Annotated in this window: 17 protein-coding genes and 1 pseudogene; 12 read left to right on the top strand and 6 right to left on the bottom strand. The window is 48.7% G+C overall.

Annotated features, from left to right (window positions below; translation table 11 throughout):
- Window positions 1-15 precede the first annotated feature (15 nt).
- From RGU72_RS19545 to RGU72_RS19515, 7 genes and pseudogenes are all read left to right on the top strand, one after another.
- Complete coding sequence (locus RGU72_RS19545) at window positions 16-987, top strand: ABC transporter permease (protein WP_322121335.1); 972 nt, start codon at window positions 16-18, stop codon at window positions 985-987.
- Window positions 988-1,124: 137 nt separating this feature from the next.
- The gene (locus RGU72_RS19540) at window positions 1,125-2,129 is read left to right on the top strand and encodes a nucleoside hydrolase (RefSeq protein WP_322121334.1); all 1,005 of its coding nucleotides are present in this window, start codon (window positions 1,125-1,127) and stop codon (window positions 2,127-2,129) included.
- A gap of 26 nt (window positions 2,130-2,155) precedes the next feature.
- Window positions 2,156-2,998, top strand: a complete 843-nt coding sequence (locus RGU72_RS19535) for a 2OG-Fe(II) oxygenase family protein (protein ID WP_322121333.1) — start codon at window positions 2,156-2,158, stop codon at window positions 2,996-2,998.
- A 165-nt stretch (window positions 2,999-3,163) separates the two neighbouring features.
- Complete coding sequence (locus tag RGU72_RS19530) at window positions 3,164-3,580, top strand: cytidine deaminase (protein ID WP_322121332.1); 417 nt, start codon at window positions 3,164-3,166, stop codon at window positions 3,578-3,580.
- Between the two features lie 418 nt (window positions 3,581-3,998).
- Window positions 3,999-4,727, top strand: coding sequence for a Crp/Fnr family transcriptional regulator (locus RGU72_RS19525; RefSeq protein WP_322121331.1), 729 nt, complete (start codon window positions 3,999-4,001; stop codon window positions 4,725-4,727).
- Window positions 4,728-4,862: 135 nt separating this feature from the next.
- Complete coding sequence (locus RGU72_RS19520; protein WP_322121330.1) at window positions 4,863-5,744, top strand: dienelactone hydrolase family protein; 882 nt, start codon at window positions 4,863-4,865, stop codon at window positions 5,742-5,744.
- Between the two features lie 89 nt (window positions 5,745-5,833).
- A pseudogene (locus RGU72_RS19515) lies at window positions 5,834-6,629 on the top strand (EAL domain-containing protein).
- Window positions 6,630-6,735: 106 nt separating this feature from the next.
- Here the strand turns inward: RGU72_RS19515 and RGU72_RS19510 are convergent.
- The 4 genes from RGU72_RS19510 to RGU72_RS19495 form a co-directional block, all read right to left on the bottom strand.
- Entirely contained in the window at window positions 6,736-8,289 is a 1,554-nt protein-coding gene (locus tag RGU72_RS19510) for a cryptochrome/photolyase family protein (RefSeq protein WP_322121329.1), read from the bottom strand.
- Window positions 8,290-8,298: 9 nt separating this feature from the next.
- Complete coding sequence (locus RGU72_RS19505) at window positions 8,299-9,720, bottom strand: DASH family cryptochrome (RefSeq protein ID WP_322121328.1); 1,422 nt, start codon at window positions 9,718-9,720, stop codon at window positions 8,299-8,301.
- Window positions 9,717-9,860 carry a DUF2256 domain-containing protein gene (locus RGU72_RS19500; protein WP_323503973.1) on the bottom strand — a complete coding sequence of 48 codons (144 nt, stop codon included), beginning with the start codon at window positions 9,858-9,860 and terminating at the stop codon, window positions 9,717-9,719. Before RGU72_RS19500 ends, RGU72_RS19505 begins: the two co-directional genes overlap by 4 nt.
- 356 nt (window positions 9,861-10,216) lie before the next feature.
- Complete coding sequence (locus RGU72_RS19495; RefSeq protein WP_322121326.1) at window positions 10,217-11,791, bottom strand: FAD-binding domain-containing protein; 1,575 nt, start codon at window positions 11,789-11,791, stop codon at window positions 10,217-10,219.
- A gap of 292 nt (window positions 11,792-12,083) precedes the next feature.
- Here RGU72_RS19495 and RGU72_RS19490 point away from each other — a divergent pair, with 292 nt between their 5' ends.
- Window positions 12,084-12,341, top strand: coding sequence for a hypothetical protein (locus RGU72_RS19490; RefSeq protein ID WP_322121325.1), 258 nt, complete (start codon window positions 12,084-12,086; stop codon window positions 12,339-12,341).
- A 274-nt stretch (window positions 12,342-12,615) separates the two neighbouring features.
- Here RGU72_RS19490 and RGU72_RS19485 read toward each other — a convergent pair whose 3' ends face one another.
- Entirely contained in the window at window positions 12,616-13,425 is an 810-nt protein-coding gene (locus tag RGU72_RS19485; RefSeq protein WP_322121324.1) for an SAM-dependent methyltransferase, read from the bottom strand.
- 236 nt (window positions 13,426-13,661) lie between these two features.
- Window positions 13,662-14,705, bottom strand: coding sequence for a phosphoribosylformylglycinamidine cyclo-ligase (gene purM, locus RGU72_RS19480; protein ID WP_322121323.1), 1,044 nt, complete (start codon window positions 14,703-14,705; stop codon window positions 13,662-13,664).
- A 210-nt stretch (window positions 14,706-14,915) separates the two neighbouring features.
- Between purM and RGU72_RS19475 the strand changes: the two genes are divergently transcribed.
- From RGU72_RS19475 to pcnB, 4 genes are all read left to right on the top strand, one after another.
- Entirely contained in the window at window positions 14,916-16,001 is a 1,086-nt protein-coding gene (locus RGU72_RS19475) for an AI-2E family transporter (protein ID WP_322121322.1), read from the top strand.
- Window positions 15,998-16,681 (top strand): DnaA regulatory inactivator Hda, encoded by a 684-nt coding sequence (gene hda, locus RGU72_RS19470; protein ID WP_322121321.1) that lies wholly within the window; start codon window positions 15,998-16,000, stop codon window positions 16,679-16,681. The genes RGU72_RS19475 and hda overlap by 4 nt, the downstream gene beginning before the upstream one ends.
- Window positions 16,682-16,768: 87 nt before the next feature.
- On the top strand, window positions 16,769-17,446 hold the full coding sequence (locus RGU72_RS19465) for an HAD family hydrolase (RefSeq protein WP_322121320.1): 678 nt from the start codon (window positions 16,769-16,771) through the stop codon (window positions 17,444-17,446).
- Entirely contained in the window at window positions 17,443-18,789 is a 1,347-nt protein-coding gene (gene pcnB / locus RGU72_RS19460; protein ID WP_322121319.1) for a polynucleotide adenylyltransferase PcnB, read from the top strand. The genes RGU72_RS19465 and pcnB overlap by 4 nt, the downstream gene beginning before the upstream one ends.
- The last annotated feature ends 16 nt before the right edge of the window (window positions 18,790-18,805 follow it).

Genomic DNA, 18,805 nt, shown 5'->3' with positions numbered 1-18,805 from the left:
ACTAAATCGGAGTTAATGATGTTTGATGATTTTCATTTCGCCAGCATACTGGTTTCCACTATCCGCAATGCGCCGGTATTAATTTTTGCTGCGATGGCGGGCTTGTTTGCGGAACGCAGCGGTGTAGTCGATCTGGCCTTGGAAGGCAAAATGCTGGCGTCGGCTTTTGTCTCGGCTGCGGTGGCGTTCACCACGCAAAATCCGTGGCTGGGCATCTTGGCTGGTGTTGGTGTATCTGTCGCTATCGCATTGCTGCAAGGCTTTGTCAGTATTACGCAAAAAGGAAATCAATTAGTCGCAGGGATTGCGATCAATATTGCCATGAGCGGACTGACATTTGTGTTGGCGCAGTTTTTCTTTTCTCAGGGTGGGCGCACGCCCGATCTCGGCCAGGCTCGCTTGTTTGATATCGTCTTGCCAGGTACTGCTGCGTTAGAAAGTATTCCGTTTGTTGGCTGGTTCTACGGCAAATTAATCGGTGGCCATAGTGCACTGGTCTATCTGGCATTTGCATTGATCCCAGTCGTACATTGGGTGATTTACCACAGCCGTTTTGGTTTGCGATTACGGGCCGTGGGCGAAAATCCCCATGCTGCCGATGCCGCCGGTATCAACGTTGAACGTACCCGTTTTTTAGCGATGTTATGCGCTGGCGTATTGTGTTCATTTTCCGGCGCTTATCTTTCTATTGTACAAAGCGGTTTCTTCTTGCGTGATATGTCGGCAGGCAACGGTTACCTAGCCTTAACCGCGCTGGTGTTCGGCAACTGGCGTCCGCTCTACACGGCGATGGGTTGCCTGATGTTTGGCTTCTTTGCAGCGCTGCAAGTGCAGATCGAAGGTATCGTCTTCCCGGTGATCGGCAAAGTGCCAGGCTCATTGATACAGATGATTCCCTATGTTGTGACCGTCATTGTATTGGCAGGTTTAATGGCAAAATCAGTCGCGCCAAAAGCGATTGGTGTGCCTTTTGTTAAGTCTCGCTAAGTGATCAAAATACGTCGTAAAAATAAGAGATCAAAATAAGACATTAAGATTCGGCCTCCTTGAACCGGGCCAACCGCAATAAGTCACTTCGCCTGGGTTCTGTTAATGGCCAGGCGAAGTAATTTTGGAGAACCTCCATGACCACCAACTCTAGTCCTGCAAAACATAAAGTCATTTTTGATACCGACCCTGGCGTCGATGATGCGATGGCGCTGTACTTCGCGCTCGCTCATCCAGATATCGATGTAATCGGTATCACTACTACGTTTGGCAATGTCACCGTCGAACAGGCCACTGCCAATGCACTGTACTTAACCCGGATCGCTGGCCGCAGTATTCCGGTAGCTCAAGGCGTACCTGTGCCTCTGGCAAAAGATCCTGGCACACCGCCGGCGTTTATTCATGGCGCAGATGGCTTGGGCAATTTAGCTAGCCGGGTAGAAGCGGGTGGCGTAGCAGAAGTTGAAAGCGCGGCAGAATTTATCGTCAAAATGGCGCGCCAGCATCCGGGCGAAATCACGCTGGTTGCGGTAGGTCCGTTTGGTAATCTGGGACTGGCATTAAAGCTAGAACCACAATTGCCTAAGCTCTTAAAGCAAGTGGTTTTGATGGCAGGTACCGTAGATGAACCGGGTAACGTCTCACCAGTGGCAGAGGCCAATGTCTGGAATGATCCAGACGCGGCTGATCTGGTCTTCACTGCGGGCTGGGATTTGACAATGGTTGGTCTGGATGTAACGCATCGCGTGGTTTTGCCATCGACTTTCTTCACAGGTCTGGCGAAACAACATCAACATATCGCAACAGATACCTTAAGTCACGCAGTCAATTTTTATGCGAATTTCTACCAAAGTATCCGCCCTGATCTGGGCCATGCTTGCTACGGACATGATGTCCTGGCGTTTGTCTGGCTGGTTGCTCCAGAATTATTTAAAACTCAATCCGGTCGCGTACGCGTTGCCAAAGAAGGCATCGCCAATGGCCAGACCATGATGGCAAAACTGGCGATTCCGTATCCACAATCTGGATGGGAAGCAGATAAACCTGAGACGCGTGTTTGCATGGAAGTCGATGCCAAGGCATGCGCCAGTCTGATTGATACGATATTAAGCAGCGACTGGTTGTTGCCAGCCTTGCGTTAATTCATCGCGCACATTGAGGAGATATTATGTTTATCGAACCAGTTGATTATCGCAGCCCGGATGCGGCACAAAAATTTACCGAGAGTCTGCATCGCACTGGCTTTGGCGTGTTGACTAACCATCCTTTATCGCAACCTTTGCTAGAGACCATTTATAAAGAATGGTACGAGTTCTTCCAGACTGACGCGAAGAATCAATACAATTTTGATGCAGTCAAAATGGATGGTTATTTCTCACCGAAGGTATCAGAAACCGCCAAGGGTAATACCAAGCGGGATCTGAAAGAGTTTTATCATATCTATCCGGGTGGCCGTTATCCCGCTGAAGTATCTGATGCTGCAGGTCAGTATTACGAGCAAGGTAATAAGCTCGCTACCGAATTACTGCAATGGGTAGAAGATCACACACCAGCCGACATCAAAGCCAAGTATTCTATGCCGCTGTCGGACATGATACCGGGTAGCGATCACACCTTACTGCGCGTCTTGCACTACCCGCCATTGCGTGGCGATGAAGAGCCGGATGCAGTGCGTGCAGCAGCCCATGGTGACATCAATTTGCTGACCTTGTTACCTGCCGCAACGCAAGCCGGTTTGCAAGTCAAAGGTAAGGATGATGAATGGCATAACGTCCCTTGTGACTTCGGTATGTTGATCGTAAATATCGGCGACATGCTGGATGAAGCATCGGAAGGTTACTACCCATCCACTATTCACCGCGTGCTAAACCCAACAGGTGAGGAAGCGAAAAAATCACGCATCTCGCTACCGCTGTTTTTACACCCAAGACCAGAAGTCGTCTTATCGGCGCGCCACACAGCGGGTAGTTATTTGAGTGAACGGCTAATCGAATTAGGCGTAAAGAAATAAATCTTAAGAGGCATGTCCAATACTTCTGCGGCTTACGGGCTATTTTTGCTCTGTAAGCCGCAGAATATATGGACATCCAATTTCAATAATATTGAATCATTCGTAGTTTTCCCTACCGGTTACTAGCAACCTACTACCCAATTACAAATACGTTGAGAATTTCCCATGACGACCCAAGACATCATCCCTAATCTGATTGCAGAAGCGCACAAAGCACGCGAGTTGGCTTATGCGCCCTACTCCAAATTTAAAGTCGGTGCGGCGGTACAAACCAAAGACGGTAAAATTTTCCATGGCTGCAATATTGAAAACGCCTCCTACGGTCTGTGCAATTGCGCAGAGCGTACCGCCTTGTTCAGCGCACTCGCTGCCGGATATCGTCCGGGTGATTTCGCCGCCATCGCCGTCACTGGCGACACCGACGCTCCGATCGCCCCTTGCGGTGCTTGCCGCCAGGTCATCATCGAATTGGGTGGCCCTCAACTAGCTGTTGTGCTGACCAATTTAAAAGGCGACATCAAACAGACTACCGCTGGCGAGCAATTGCCAGATGCGTTTTATCTGGTGCCACAAGCTGATTAAACCAGGCTCGAGCGCTGTTGATGCGTGACGCACTTATGACAACGGGGCAAGGCGAATGCTTGTCCCCGATTATTTAGATTTGCAACAATTCACCGGCTATTCTGGGCACCGATCGGCTTCCCCCGCCATTCGCCTCGCACGCTCTCGCTAGCGCTGCCAATCACATCAGGTTTCGCCCTCCGAGCTATCTGGTAACTAGTTAGGTCTACAAAATTTACTTCACGCCCGCTAAATGGTGGAATATGCTGGTGTTAATTGGTGCTGCTATCTAAGTGCAAATCTCTTACACTTAGAACTTGTCGCCGTTAAATAAATTGGCTCCTAAACGCACTATTCGTAGCATTCGCAATATCGTCGCGACAACTTGCTGAAGTAGTTTTACATCGCCCTTCATTACAAAATTAATCGATTCCACACTATGTCAAAATCAGAGACCACGCCAGAACCCGATCCACGGAAAAACCGCATACTGGCTGCTCTTCCCAAATCTGAGTACGAAAGACTATTGCCGGATCTTAAATATGTAGAAATGCCGCTAGGCTGGACCGTGTCTGAATCAGGCGATCATGTGGATTTCGTACATTTCCCTATCGGTGGCATCGTCTCTTTGATTTATGCCTTAGAAAATGGCTCTACTAGCGAAACCGCGCTGGTCGGCGACGAAGGTATGGTCGGCATCTCGATTTTTATGGGCGGTGAAAGCATGCCCACCAGTACCGAAGTACAAAGTGCTGGCGCTGCGTTTAAATTGAGTCGCAAAATCATGAAGCAAGAGTTTGAGTCGGCTGGTGAACTACAGCGACTTTCCCTCTTATATACCCAGGCGCTGATTAGCCAAACCTCACAAACTGCTGTGTGCAATCAACATCACTCACTAGATCAACAACTCTGCCGCTGGATATTAATGACCATCGACCGGCTGCATGATAATGAAATCATCATCACTCAAGAAATGGTAGCCAGTTTGTTAGGTGTACGGCGTGAAAGCGTTACTGAAGCAGTTGGACAATTACAGAAAGATGGCATGGTCGAACGTGCCCGCGGTCGCATCACCGTCACCAATAGAAAAAAATTAGAGCAACGTGTCTGCGAATGTTATTCCGTCGTCAAAGAAGAGTACGAGCGGCTACTTCCCTCAGATAGATAATCTAAATAATCCAACTTGCGCAAAACCATTCCAGTCTCATTGAATGACATGCGCACTCTCAATACGATATCTGATTTTGCGGTATGCTAATTGCTGTTTTTTCCACAACCACAATCATTCCATCAGGAGATACTCATGCAGAATCAACAGGATTTCGATAGTCTGGTAGGCAAGTCAAAATTAAGCGATGGGGTTGACCGTCGCACCTTTATTCAAACTGCGGTAGGCGTCGGTTTTGCCGCTGCAGCGATGCCTGTGATGGCACAAACTATGATCAAAACCGATACGGCCGGTTTAACTGCCGGGGTTGTGATGGTCGAAGTCAACGGACAAAAAGTCCCTGTCTATCGCGCTCAGCCAGAAGGCAAAACCAATCTGCCTGTCGTTTTGGTCATCTCAGAAATTTTTGGTGTACATGAGCATATCGCCGACGTCGCCCGCCGCTTCGCCAAACTAGGTTATCTGGCGCTGGCACCAGAATTATTCGTACGCCAAGGCGATCCAAGCAAATACCCCAATATTGGCGAACTGATCAAAGAAGTCGTGTCTAAAGTACCAGATGCACAAGTCATGACGGATCTGGACGCAGTTGTTGCATGGGCCAAAGCCAATGGCGGCAACACCAGCAAATTAGCGATCACAGGCTTCTGCTGGGGCGGCCGCATCACCTGGATGTATTCCGCGCACAATCCCAATGTAAAAGCCGGCGCTGCCTGGTATGGCCGTTTGGTAGGAGACTCGACTCCGTTATCGCCAACCAATCCTGTCGACATAGCAGCGGGCTTAAAAACACCGATCCTTGGTTTATACGGTGCCAAGGACACAGGCATCAACGTTGAGTCTATTTTTAAGATGGAAACCGAACTCAAAAAAGGCACCAGCAAATCAGTCTTTAAAGTCTATACTGACTCAGGTCACGCTTTCCACGCCGATTACCGCCCGAGCTACGTAGAGGCAGATGCCAAAGATGGCTGGATGCGTTGCTTGACCTGGTTTAAAGAAAATGGCGTAACCTAACTGCCATACCAACTGCAAGCTCCAAGTTGGGCTAATGGCTTTTCAGCCCAACCTTCAATGCTGGTGATTTTAAAGAAAATGAGTACACAATGATCTCAATCTTACCCGCCAAGTCAGATAGCGATAGCAATGAGGATGTCAGAGGAGCTTGTGTTGGCTGTCAAAGTAACGAGCCTTTTGAAATCGAATTTGAATATGCTTATCAACCGATAGTCAATTTCGCTACCCGCTCCATCGTCGCCTATGAGGCATTAGTGCGCGGCCCAAACGGTGAATCCGCCGCCAGCATTCTGGCGCAAATCAACGATAACAATCGCTACCGCTTTGATCAGTTATGCCGCATGAAAGCAGTCGAGGGTGCAGCCAAACTGGGTATGAGAGAATTTTTATCGATCAATTTTTTACCGAATGCAGTGTATCGCCCTGAAGTCTGTATCCGTACCACGCTTGAGGCTGCACGGAAATATAATTTTCCGGTAGAGAAAATTATATTTGAGGTTACCGAAGGAGAGCGGGTACAAGACCGGCCGCATCTGGTACATATCATCCGTGAGTATAGAAACTTTGGTTTTCAAACGGCGATTGATGACTTTGGCGCCGGTTACGCCGGCCTCAATTTACTATCAGTAGTATCAACCGGATTTTGTCAAAATCGACATGGATTTAATCCGTGGTGTAGATCATCACTTACCGCGTCAGGCCATTGTTGAGGGAATTGCCTCTATCTGCAAAAAACTGAATATTAAAGTTCTAGCTGAAGGGATAGAAACCCGCGCTGAGCGTGATTTTTTGTTCGCTTCCGGCATTGAATTGATGCAAGGGTATTGGTTTTCTAAACCCGTGTTTAAGGGACTCGCCAACATTGATCCGTCAGTATGGGAATAACAGATTCATCCTCCAATTTATGTAAGGAAATGACTACCCCAACCTTAAGAGAGGTAGTCTACATCCGGAAGTTACTCAGCTTTGAAGTGGGTCTTACCTCAGAACATTAAAGTAAATCCAAATTCTCCAACATCCCCGCAGCCTGCGTCTGAAAATCTACAATCGCTCCCTCGTCCATTTTTTCTAACTGCCGGTAAGCCATACCGATACGTGGATTCTTCGCCAGCGTCTTCTCATTGCGATGGAAAAAATCCCAATACAATGCGTTGTAGGGACAGGCGTTTTCACCAATCCGTACTTTTTTATCGTAGTGACAACCTTTGCAATAATCGCTCATACGATCGATGTAGGCAGCGCTGGAAACATAAGGCTTGGTGGCTAATAATCCACCATCAGCGAACTGACTCATACCAATGGTATTGGGTAGTTCTACCCACTCAAATGCGTCGATGTAGATACCCAAATACCAGCGATGGACCTCCGCCGGATCTAAGCCTGCCAGCAGCGCAAAATTGCCGATTACCATCAGGCGTTGAATGTGATGTGCATGTGCTTGCTCCAGCGATTGCGTGATCGCATGCGAAAGACAATTCATCTTGGTTTTACCATCCCAAAACCAGCTTGGTAACTTACGGTTATGACCAAAAAAATTCTTCTCAGCGTACTCCGGCATATTCGTCCAATACACTCCGCGCACGTACTCTCGCCAGCCTAATATTTGCCGGATAAAACCTTCTACCGCAGCCAATGGCGCATGACCTGCATGATGCGCCGCCTCGGCTTTGGCAACGACTTCGCGCGGATTCAGCATTTTTACATTTAAGGCAAACGATAATAATGAGTGAAATAAGCGCCACGCTTTGACGCTCATCGCATCTTGAAAATCCCCAAACTGCGGTAGCGCATTCTTGATAAATGCGTCTAGTTGTTGCAGGGCTTCATCACGGTTGAGTGCCCATGCCAATTGATCAGCTTTGGGATTACCAAAGCTCTTTACTCCAGTATCGACAATAGTTTTCCATAAAGCAGAATGATCATGCAAGGTGCGTGCATCTTGTGGCTCTGCAGGCGCGCCACGCCAAGGCTTGCGGTTATCGTGATCGTAGTTCCATTGGCCGCCGACTGGCTTCTTGGCGTCTTCCATCAGTACTTGATGCTGTACCCGCATCTGGCGGTAGAAAAACTCCATCAACCATTGTTTGCGTCCGGTGAAGATGTCTGCCGCGTGATTGCGTGTCGTATAAAAATGCTCGCTATCGACCATCCTCCACGGAATGTGCGAACGACGGCCATGCTGGTACAGCTGCTGATCCAGACGCCATTCGTCCGGAGCCTGATATTCAAACGCCGTGGCTTGGTAGTACGCGATCAGCGCATCAATATTGGCTGGCATGGATTGCAGATTGCGCGCATCATCGATGGCGAGGTAATGTACACGATGACCAGCCTCACGCAACTGCCGCGCCAGATCGCGCATCCCGGCAAAAATAGCCAGAATCTTTTGTGCATGGTGCAGCACGTAATCGGTCTCTTGCCGCACCTCCATCAAAACATAGACGGTGGCACCATCGACCTCTCTAAACCAGCGATGCTGCAAATTAAGCTGGTCTCCGAGTATCAATCTGAGTGTGGTTTGGGATGTCATTTGCGTTGTGGTCATCATCATTCTTTACTGTGCATTCCATAGCGCTCGGTAAGTACCGTCACGATCATGATCATGGACTTGTTTTTGAATATTAAATCGTCGCCCATTGCGGGGATCAGTCCCACGTCCAGCAATGTATAACCAGTTACCTTGATTGCTATAAACGTCGTAATCAATCAATTGCGACTCAAACCAGGCGGCACCGGCACGCCAGTCGCAACCCAGATCATGGATCAGATAACTGGCGACAATCTGGCGCAAGCGATTGGATAGATAACCGGTAGCAGCAAGTTCTGCCATACCAGCATCGACCAGCGGCTCGCCGGTTCTGGCCTGGCACCATGTATCAAATCTGCGTGCACAATGAGTCGGTGGCGGCAAGCTAGTCAGACCTTGAGCAAGGTAAAGTCGCCGTCCATATTTCAGGTGCAACAGCCGGAAATAATCACGCCATAACAACTCAAACCAAATCCAGTAAGTACTGTCGTTGGCGCCGTGAGTTGCTTCAAATTCTTTCAACGCCAGGTAAGCACTGCGCGCCGACATTGCGCCAGACGCCAGCCAGGGCGAAAATTTAGTGGAATAATCTGTTCCCGTTAAACCATTGCGTGTCAGCTTATAGGTGTGCGCCAGCTTACGCTCAAAATACTGCTGCAAATGTGCAGAGGCCATAGTTGCGCCACCAGCAAATGCAGGTAAAAAATACGGAAAAGATGAGCGGCTGTCTGCGTAAATTTGAGTTTGAAGTTCAGCTTGAAGTTCAGCTTGAAGTGCAGACTCTGTGTGCGTGGTAAGCACCCGCGATATCAACAGATCGGCCTTATTCCTTTGTGCAAGTACAGCAGCGAAAGCCGGTGGCAAGGCCGGAATCTTCTCCGGTCTTGGCAGCGGCAATGGTGGCTGCACTTCATGTCGCTCGACCGAGGTGCGAAAGCTGGTAAAAACGTCAGGCAAAGCATCAACCGCAAACGGTAAATCGGAGGGGTCAAGCAGGCTGGATTGCCAGATCGTATGCACTGTCAAACCAGCTGCGCGCAAAGCGGCAACTTCCTCTTGCTCTTCCGGCGCGGCGATCTCTTCGCAATAAATTGTGGTGGCACCGATATCACGTGCGAATGCGGGCAGGCGTTCTGCGGCGCTACCCTTAATCTCTAGCAATTGACTGTCTTGCAAACTGAGTTGCGCATTTAAATCGGCTAAGGCCGATGCTAAAAAATACTGGCGGTGCTGGCTGGTGCGCGGCACATTCCAGCGTGTCATTTTCTCTATGACGGGATCGTGGCAGTACACGAGGACTAAGTTACTCGCATGATGACAGGCTTGCGTCAACGCGGGATTATCGTCCAGGCGCAGATCGTTACGAAACCAGTAGATCACGGTCGTCTCTGGCGCGGCTTTTGGTGCGGCTTTTGGTGCGGCAGTCGGGATGAATGATGTAGAGGTCATACGCTAGCCTTGCTATCGCGGCGGCAGCGTTCGGAACAATATTTCACCTCATCCCATACCTTCTCCCATTTTTTTCGCCAGGCGAACGGGCGATTGCATTGCGGGCAGAGTTTGGTCGGCAAATCCGATTTTTTGCGCATGCGCATGTGATCTTTCCTTGTTGAGCGGATGAAGAAAAACGGTATTACTAAGCTCACTTGCCAGGGTGACTTTCTGCTGGTGCTTTGCTTCACTCATTGCAGGGGAAATTAATATACTCCCCATTATTTTTACTAAATATGCCAGAATGTCCAATTAATATATGGACACTTAAAATATACTTACCATCAGTATATAAATTATCCTAAATTCTTTTTTACGTTTTTTAGACTTTATTCCCCTCTGCCGCTTGCGGGAGAGGGGGTTAAAATCCTGGCCCGATATGTACCGTCATCCGCTATAGCAAGATCAATTTCAGCTGGAGTAAGCACTGCAATTCTGCAATTGTCTTCCTGCTTCAAAATCCTAAATCTAACTGGCTATTCTGCTGCGCCGCATTGGCGGCTGATTTGCGTCGCGTTCTGCCGATATCTTTTTTGCGTGAACCATGTTTTTCTACAATCGCTGCCTTGGCTGATTTCACACCGGGTTGGGCGCGTAAGGCAAACAGACGTGCTTTGGCTTCGCGGGTGGCGAGATCAATATCGACCACCGGCATGGCGATATCGACACCCACCTGTACGCCGCAAGCCGCCTGCACATCGGGCGGCATACGCCACGGTTCAAACAACCATGAGTCGGGTACGCGCCGCATTGCAGGTAGCCAGCGGCGTACAAAGCGCCCATGCGGATCATGGTCGCTGGCTTGCTTAATCGGATTGTAAATACGCGGCACATTAATACCGGTCGTACCAGACTGCATTTGCATCTGGCTCCAGTGGATGCCCGGTTCATAATCCAAAAACTGCCGCGCTAGCCAATGTCCTACTGGCCGCCAGTCCAGCCACAGCGGATAAGCGGCGACTGAAACCAGCATGGCCCGCATTCTGAAATTAAGCCAGCCAGTCTGATGCAACATGGTCACGCAAGCATCTACTAGAGGCCAGCCAGTGCGCGCCGAGGTCAGTGCCTCGAAGTGCGCCTGATTCCAGTCATGCTCACGCAGACCGTCATAACCCCGATGCAGATTGCGGTACTCTAGTTGCGGCTCGCTCTCTAGTTTTTGGATGAAATGACAATGCCAATATAAGCGACTGACAAAAGCATTCAAACCTTGTTTTTGGCGGCTGGTACCGGGCGATAATGGTGACAACGGCGATAACGAAGCGACTTGCCGTCGAGTAGCATGCACGATTTCTCGCAAGCTGACACAACCAAACGCCAGATACGGCGACAAACGAGAACAAGCGGTCGGCGCGGATAATGGTGAAGAAATTCCGCCACGATATTGGTTGCTGCGGTCGGTCAAAAAACTGTTCAACATGCTCAAGCCACACTGCCGGCCACCGCGTTGCCGTTGCGGCGGATCGTAGGCATCCAAGCCCAGCTCTTGTGGCGAAGCAGGCAATTGCGGCATCGCCAATAATGGCGGCAGCGCGGCAAAATTTGCCGCAGTCAACTCGGGCACGGGCACACAAGGCAGGTCGTTATGCGCATTCCATTGTCGCTGCCAGCCATCACGATCTTGCAAACGACGCACCACACCAAATTGCGCAAACTCATGCCAGGCAATTTGATGGGCACGACACCAGCGGCCAACGGCTTTGTCGCGCTGGTAGGTGGCATCGTTACCGGTTTCTTCATGCGAATAAATAGCGGAAAAAGGCGCGCTGGCAAAAAGCTGATCGAATACGCTGGTAACTTCGCCCGTTAAAATATGCAGCTGTCCGCCACGTTGGCGCAAGGCGACATATAAATCGCGCAGGCTTTCTAACAAAAATTGGTAATGCTGATTTGCCGCATCAGGCTGCGCCCAAATAGAGGGTTCGACCACGTACAGACACAGCACAGGCCCTTGGCTTGCTGCGGTGTGCAAGGCGATGTGATCATGCAAACGCAAATCACGTTTAAACCAAACGATGCGATAAGTCATGGCATCATTATACGAATGCACTGAGAAATACAGGCTTAGATAGAGGCTAAATCGAGGTACAAAACCCGTGAAGAGTGAGTCAATTACGGGACATACTTTTAAGTTGATGGAGTAATTTGCCTTGATTGTCGCTGCTTATTGCCTATGCTATAGAATGATCTATTATGAATTGCGATGAATTACCATCGGTCTTTAAGATAACTGCTTAAATACTTTTCAAGATGTCATTTCAATGAGTTAACTAATTTAACAAAATAATATCCACCACGCTTAACAATAGAGAAAGTTCATCATGAGCGTTAGTTCAGTCAGCAGCAGCACAACTACCCCAACGCCGGTTACTCCGCGTCCTACGGATCAGTTGCAGGCACAAAAGCCAGACAACACCAAAACCAGTAATGACGATAACGTCAAGGCAACTGCACAAGCGCAGGCACAAGCTCAAATTCAGGCTCAAGCACAAACTCAAAATCAAGCGCCACCACCGCCAAGCCCTTCTGTGAATACGGACGGGCAAAAAATCGGGCAAGTGATCAACGTGAGTGCTTAGTTTTAAATCTGTTGAATTTAAATTTGCTGAATTTTAATCTTCATTAAGGAGATTCAAAACAGCTTTGTATTCGTAGTGTATTAATGCCGTATTTATACCCACAACGACTGGAATCTGATTATGTCGTCCAGCATGAGATAAGCTTACTAAGCCCCAGATCGTAAAAAAAATCGGCATCGCGTGTGACACGGATGCCGATTTTTTTTTGAAGTTACTTTTTATTCCAGCGCTGTCTTTGGTGTTGTGTTGTTTTGAATCTGTCTCCGGTTTAGCGCTAGTGCACTTTCGCTTCAAACAAGTTCATCGTGTAACCGTGCATAATGCGCTTGAAAAATGTCCGCAATAAAAACAAAGGGAAGCGCTGTTTTTGCACTATCAAAGTTTCTTCCACGATGGATTCGCTGGTCGCATGCTGGTAGCCGCAACGCTCAAAAATATCTTTAGGATTCTCCGGGAAAAACCGGAATTTTGCGCCCAACTTTTCTATCCTGTCTGTGAGCTTCTTGCCCGTCTTTTGGATGAAATGTTTGCTCATCAAATCGCACATCAAACTATGTTTTGGATATGCTGCACGCAATGCCTGCAAGGTTTGCTTAATTTGGGTCTCGGTCAAATATCCAAACACACCTTCCATCACAATAATGACCGGCATGCCATCATTTTTTGGCAATTTATTGGTCAAGGTTTCTTGCGAAAAATCTATTGCGATACGCTCTAGGGCATTGGCACAGGACGCTACTGGCAAACAGGTATTTTTATGCTCGATGACCTGTGGCTCATCAATCTCAAACCAATGTCCGTGATCCAGCCTGAAAGCCCGCGCATCAAACCCCGCGCCGATCAGTATCACTTTCGTTTTTGGCTGTTGAGCTAAACGCTCACGCAAAAAATCGTCAATCATCCTATGCCGTACCGCAATACTCTGATTGGGTCTGACATCGGTTTTAAGCTGGTCAAAAATCGTATTTCCGTGATCCGTCATAAATAAATGCGCATACGCGTCGCCACATAAAGGCTGTGCTGATTGAGCATCCTGAGCACGTACGCCGCAGGTATAAAACGCTGTGTCTGAGATAGGATTCATTGGATGATTTTGTGATTTGGTTTTGTTATTGATAGGGCTTACGCAAAATTATCCCGGCAAGACGAGATGAACTCAAGAGTATCGATTAAATAAAGAATCCGTGTCGAATAAAAATATACTCCCATCTTTTGGAGGCCAAATAGACAAAAGGTGCAGGATATACCTGCACCTTTTAAAAATACTCTCTACCAGTATTAAACTGACAGATCATCATCGGTACTAAGTTGATATCAAGCTTACACCACGATCGTCTGATGCTCATCGCCTTCGCGGGCGCGAATGGTACCGATGCGAGAAACGGTTTCGCCAGCGGCAAGCAGTTGCGCCATCGCTGTATCCGCATTCTCTTGCGAGACGATAACAACCATGCCGATGCCGCAATTGAAGACGCGGTGCATTTCTGCATCTGCCACGCCGCCGTGTTGTTGCAACCAGGTAAACAGTGGTGGCATGGCCCAGGCTTTGCTGTCAAGGATCGCGGTCAACTTATCTCCTAACACGCGAGGGACGTTTTCTACCAAGCCACCGCCGGTAATATGCGCCATACCTTTGACTTCCATGCTCTCCATCAATGCCAGCAATGGTTTGACGTAGATACGGGTCGGTGCCATCAAGGCATCTGCCAGAGTACGTCCGTGGAAATCCGAATTCAGGTCAGGGTTAGCAACTTCGATAATTTTGCGTACCAGTGAGAAGCCGTTGGAATGGATACCGGACGATGCCAGACCGAGGATGACGTCGCCGGGAGCAATTTTGCTGCCGTCGATGATTTTAGATTTTTCTACTGCGCCGACCGCAAAACCCGCCAGATCGTATTCGCCTTCAGGGTACATGGATGGCATTTCGGCAGTTTCGCCACCGATCAGGGCGCAGCCTGCTTGCTCACAACCAAAGGCGATGCCTTTGATGACATCTGTCGCGGTAGCAACATCGAGTTTGCCGCAGGCGAAATAATCCAGGAAGAATAAAGGTTCGGCACCTTGCACCAAAATGTCGTTCACGCTCATGGCGACCAGATCAATTCCAACGGTGTCGTGACGATTCAGGTGGAAAGCGAGCTTTAGCTTGGTACCGACACCATCGGTGCCAGACACCAGAACAGGCTCTTTGTATTTTTTGCTAATTTCGAACATGGCACCGAAACCGCCGATGCCAGCCATGACGCCTTCGCGCATAGTAAGTTTGGCGAAAGGCTTAATCGCGTCAACTAGCGCATCGCCAGCGACCATATCGACGCCAGCGTCACGGTAAGAAAGGGAAACATTGCTTGGAGTACTCATGATAGTCGTCAATAGAGGCGTGAGGCGGTAAAATAGAAGGATTGCTGAATTTGATGATTTTCTAATACGCTTCAGAAAATTCAAGCAGATTTCTGCAACAAAAACCGCTATTTTAACAAATCGACCCGAGTCGCAGCTAGTTTTTGGACTTTTTGCGGCATGTTCTGGTTTCATCCCCAGTTTTTTTCTGAAGAGAAACTTATATCCACTATGTCATTTTCATTTACCCCTGAACAAAAACAGACCGCCTTATGGTGCGTGCTTGGGCTGGCACTACTGATTTTGATCTTATTATTGGGGCCAATCTTAATGCCATTTATTGTGGCGGCGATTTTGGCTTATATCCTTAATCCTTGGGTAGATCGCCTGTGCGCTTTGCAATTAAAAGGCATCCATTTACCACGTTCACTAGCGGCGACTTTGCTGATTGTGTTGGTGATCATGTTGATACTGGCAATGGTACTGGTGATGACGCCAATTTTGCAGAAGCAGATACCGCAGTTGCAAGACCAAATACCTCGTTTTTTTGATAAAGCGAATGAATTATTAGGCCCGATGTTAGGCAAATTGGGCATTCATATTCAATTAGATAGTGCTGGCATTAAAGATATGATCACCAAGCAGCTTGACACCAGTGGTGACGAGATTGGCAAGGCAGTATTAGCCTCCATCCGCGTTGGTGGCACCGCTGTATTGGGCATGGTCGCCAATTTGATGCTGATACCGATTGTATTGTTTTATCTTTTGCTTGACTGGCATCCTTTGATGGACAGGTTGGAAAATTTTATCCCACGGCGCTGGGTCGGCAGCGTCAAATCCGGTGCCTCAGAAGTAGATAGTATTCTGGCGCAATATCTGCGCGGTCAGATCATGGTGATGGTTGTGCTGGCGATCTATTACTCTGGTGCGCTGGCGATTGCTGGTTTTGATCTGGCACTGCCAGTTGGTATTATTACTGGCTTTTTAGTGTTTATCCCGTATCTGGGATTTGGGCTGGGTCTGGCACTCGCTTTGATCGGTGCATTTTTACAATTTGATGGTTTTCACGGTTTGATTTCTGTCGCAATTATTTATGGTGTTGGTCAAGTATTGGAAAGCTTTATTTTGACACCGCGTTTAGTCGGTGAGCGTATTGGCCTGCATCCGTTGACAGTGATTTTTGCCTTATTAGCATTTGGTCAGTTATTTGGTTTTATCGGCATTCTGGTTGCCCTGCCGACATCGGCAATTTTGGCAGTAGCGGCCAAACACCTGCGCATTGCTTATCTCAATAGTTCGGTTTATCGTCAGTCATGAGGCAATTACTGCTAGATCTGGATGCGGAACAACCGCCTTCATTAGATACGTTTGTCGTCGGCCAAAATGCTGAACTGGCGCAACTGCTGAGCTTGTTTTCTACCCGTACTGCAAGTCAATATGGCGAGCGTTTTGTATATTTGTGGGGCGAAGCTGGCGCGGGCAAAACTCATCTACTGCATGCGCTGGCGAATAGCGGACAAGCGCGCTACATCAGTGCTGATGCACCTGGCAGCGCCTTTGATCATACGCCGGAGGTCAGTTTGTACTTGCTGGATGACTGTGAAAATCTGCCAGCACAATCGCAAATTGATGCATTCAACTTATTTAATGAAGCACGTGCGCATGACGGTTTTTTAGTCGCGGCAGGCAAGCAGCCGCCCATGATTTTGAATGTACGGGATGATTTACGTACCCGTTTAGGCTGGGGCCTGATTTATCAGGTTCATGGTTTAACAGATGAGGATAAAATCGATGCCTTGGAGCGATCTGCTCAGGCACGAGGGATCGTTATTTCAGGCGGCGTCTTACCCTATCTGATTACGCACTACCGGCGTGATATGTTGTCACTGACGGACATGCTGGATCAGTTAGACCATTATTCGCTGGAGACCAAGCGGGCAATCACGCTACCGCTGCTGCGGGAACTACTGCAACAACAGCAGGCGTATGACCATTAATAATATGTACTTAGTTTGTCGCCTACTCAGCCGCTACAATATCCATGCAGTATTACTACAAAATAAATAAGGCACTCCCCTAACACTATGCGCAATATTGCTTTATTTGATCTGGACCACACGCTGCTTCCCATCGATTCGGATTATGAGTGGGGGCAATTTTTGGCCCGCACCGGCGCGGTCGATGCCAAGGCCTTTGAACGTCGCAATCGCGAATTTTTTGCGCAATATCAGGCAGGTACTTTAGATCCGGTGGAATATCTAGAATTTGCACTCGGCACGCTGGCACAATTTCCGCGCTCTGAACTAGATGCGATGCATGAAGAATTTATGGATGAGGTCATCCGTCCAGCCTTATTACAGCCTGCGCATGATCTGGTACAAAGCCATTTAGACGATGATGATCTGGTCGTCATCATCACCGCCACCAATCGCTTTGTTACGGCACCGATCGCACATGCTTTTGGTGTAGAACATTTGATCGCCGCAGAACCTGAGCTGGACGCAGCCGGCAATATCACGGGAAAATTGCTAGGCGTACCAACTTCTGGTGCAGGTAAAGTCACTCATTTGCAGCAATGGCTAGCGCAACAAGGCATGCATCTGGACGATTTTCCACGCAGCTATTTTTATAGCGACTCGCAAAACGATATTCCTTTATTATCCATCGTCACTGATCCGATTGCGACCAACCCCAACACCAAACTGCGTGCCCATGCCGAAACCCAAGGCTGGCCGATTATTCACTTATTTGACGAGCAATGATCAAGAAATTTATCCGCAAAATCTTGGGCGTTAAAAGCCCGGCAGAAGCCGCAGCAGCCAAGCGCAAACCCACGGTGCTCAATGCAAAAGAACATGGCATCGATCCGCAATTGTTGTCGTCCAACGCGATCCGCGTCACTTCCACACTGCAAGAAAATGGCTTTAAGGCTTTTGTCGTCGGCGGTGCAGTCCGCGACTTGTTATTGGGTGTAAAGCCAAAAGATTTTGACATTGCCACCAACGCCACACCAGATCAGGTTAAACGTCTGTTCCGTCGTGCTTTTATCATCGGCAAGCGCTTTCAAATTGTGCATGTGATGTTTGGACAAGACCTACTGGAAGTCACCACCTTCCGCGGTGCGGCAGTTGATAGCGCGCCCAAGGACGAACATGGTCGTGTGTTACGTGACAATACGTTTGGCGAGCAATTTGAAGACGCCGCACGGCGCGATTTTACGATTAACGCGATGTACTACGATCCGGCGACACAGAGCGTGCTGGATTACCACGGCGGGATTGCCGATATCCGTAAAAAAACGCTGCGCATCATTGGCGTGCCAGAAGAACGCTATCGTGAAGATCCGGTGCGTATGCTGCGTGTAGTGCGCTTTGCTGCCAAATTACAATTTACGATTGATGAGGCAACCCGCGCGCCGATTCCCGTCATGGCGCCCCTGATCAACAACGTACCAACAGCACGGGTGTTTGACGAAATGTTGAAATTGCTGATGAGCGGTCATGCTATGGCATGCTTACAGCAATTGCGCAAAGCAGGTCTGCATCATGGCTTAATGCCTTTATTAGATGTCGTGTTAGAGCAGCCGATGGGCGAACGGTTTGTCACTCTGGCGCTGGCGAATACCGATGAACGCATACGCCAGGGCAAACCCGTGTCACCTGGATTTTTGTTCGCCTCTTTGCTGTGGCATCAGGTAGTAGAAAAATGGGATGCCTATAAAGCCGCAGGCGAGTTTGCCATCCCTGCCCTGCACCTCGCAGCAGACGACGTACTGAATAAGCAAACCGATAGTCTTGCCCTGCAACGCAAGATCGGCTCAGACATGCGCGACATCTGGGCGATGCAACCCCGGTTTGAAAAACGCGTAGGTAAAACACCGTACAAAATGCTAGAACATCCTAGGCTGCGGGCTGGCTATGATTTCTTGCTACTGCGTTGTGCATCGGGTGAACTGGATGCAGAATTAGGCGAATGGTGGACGGCATTTATGGAAGGCGATAGTGAACAACGAGAACACTTGTTGACTGTTAAACCGAAAGACACCGGATTGGTGAAAAAGCGTCCGCCACGTCGCCGCGCACCACGCAAACCCGTAGCAGAATAAACTTTATATTGTTAGG

Source organism: Undibacterium sp. 5I1 (assembly GCF_034314085.1).
In the GTDB taxonomy this organism is placed as follows: Bacteria; Pseudomonadota; Gammaproteobacteria; order Burkholderiales; family Burkholderiaceae_D; genus Undibacterium.
This window is presented reverse-complemented; position numbering and strand designations above follow the sequence as displayed.

What these genes read in the sequence shown, in the direction of transcription:
- RGU72_RS19525 (WP_322121331.1), top strand. Translation starts at nt 3,999, where the DNA reads ATGTCAAAATCAGAGACCACGCCAGAACCCGATCCACGGAAAAACCGC.
- hda (WP_322121321.1), top strand. Translation starts at nt 15,998, where the DNA reads ATGAGGCAATTACTGCTAGATCTGGATGCGGAACAACCGCCTTCATTA.
- RGU72_RS19530 (WP_322121332.1), top strand. Translation starts at nt 3,164, where the DNA reads ATGACGACCCAAGACATCATCCCTAATCTGATTGCAGAAGCGCACAAA.
- RGU72_RS19535 (WP_322121333.1), top strand. Translation starts at nt 2,156, where the DNA reads ATGTTTATCGAACCAGTTGATTATCGCAGCCCGGATGCGGCACAAAAA.
- RGU72_RS19475 (WP_322121322.1), top strand. Translation starts at nt 14,916, where the DNA reads ATGTCATTTTCATTTACCCCTGAACAAAAACAGACCGCCTTATGGTGC.
- RGU72_RS19540 (WP_322121334.1), top strand. Translation starts at nt 1,125, where the DNA reads ATGACCACCAACTCTAGTCCTGCAAAACATAAAGTCATTTTTGATACC.
- RGU72_RS19505 (WP_322121328.1), bottom strand. Translation starts at nt 9,720, where the DNA reads ATGACCTCTACATCATTCATCCCGACTGCCGCACCAAAAGCCGCACCA.
- RGU72_RS19545 (WP_322121335.1), top strand. Translation starts at nt 16, where the DNA reads ATGATGTTTGATGATTTTCATTTCGCCAGCATACTGGTTTCCACTATC.
- RGU72_RS19510 (WP_322121329.1), bottom strand. Translation starts at nt 8,289, where the DNA reads ATGACCACAACGCAAATGACATCCCAAACCACACTCAGATTGATACTC.
- RGU72_RS19500 (WP_323503973.1), bottom strand. Translation starts at nt 9,860, where the DNA reads ATGCGCAAAAAATCGGATTTGCCGACCAAACTCTGCCCGCAATGCAAT.
- RGU72_RS19495 (WP_322121326.1), bottom strand. Translation starts at nt 11,791, where the DNA reads ATGACTTATCGCATCGTTTGGTTTAAACGTGATTTGCGTTTGCATGAT.
- purM (WP_322121323.1), bottom strand. Translation starts at nt 14,705, where the DNA reads ATGAGTACTCCAAGCAATGTTTCCCTTTCTTACCGTGACGCTGGCGTC.
- RGU72_RS19490 (WP_322121325.1), top strand. Translation starts at nt 12,084, where the DNA reads ATGAGCGTTAGTTCAGTCAGCAGCAGCACAACTACCCCAACGCCGGTT.
- pcnB (WP_322121319.1), top strand. Translation starts at nt 17,443, where the DNA reads ATGATCAAGAAATTTATCCGCAAAATCTTGGGCGTTAAAAGCCCGGCA.
- RGU72_RS19520 (WP_322121330.1), top strand. Translation starts at nt 4,863, where the DNA reads ATGCAGAATCAACAGGATTTCGATAGTCTGGTAGGCAAGTCAAAATTA.
- RGU72_RS19485 (WP_322121324.1), bottom strand. Translation starts at nt 13,425, where the DNA reads ATGAATCCTATCTCAGACACAGCGTTTTATACCTGCGGCGTACGTGCT.
- RGU72_RS19465 (WP_322121320.1), top strand. Translation starts at nt 16,769, where the DNA reads ATGCGCAATATTGCTTTATTTGATCTGGACCACACGCTGCTTCCCATC.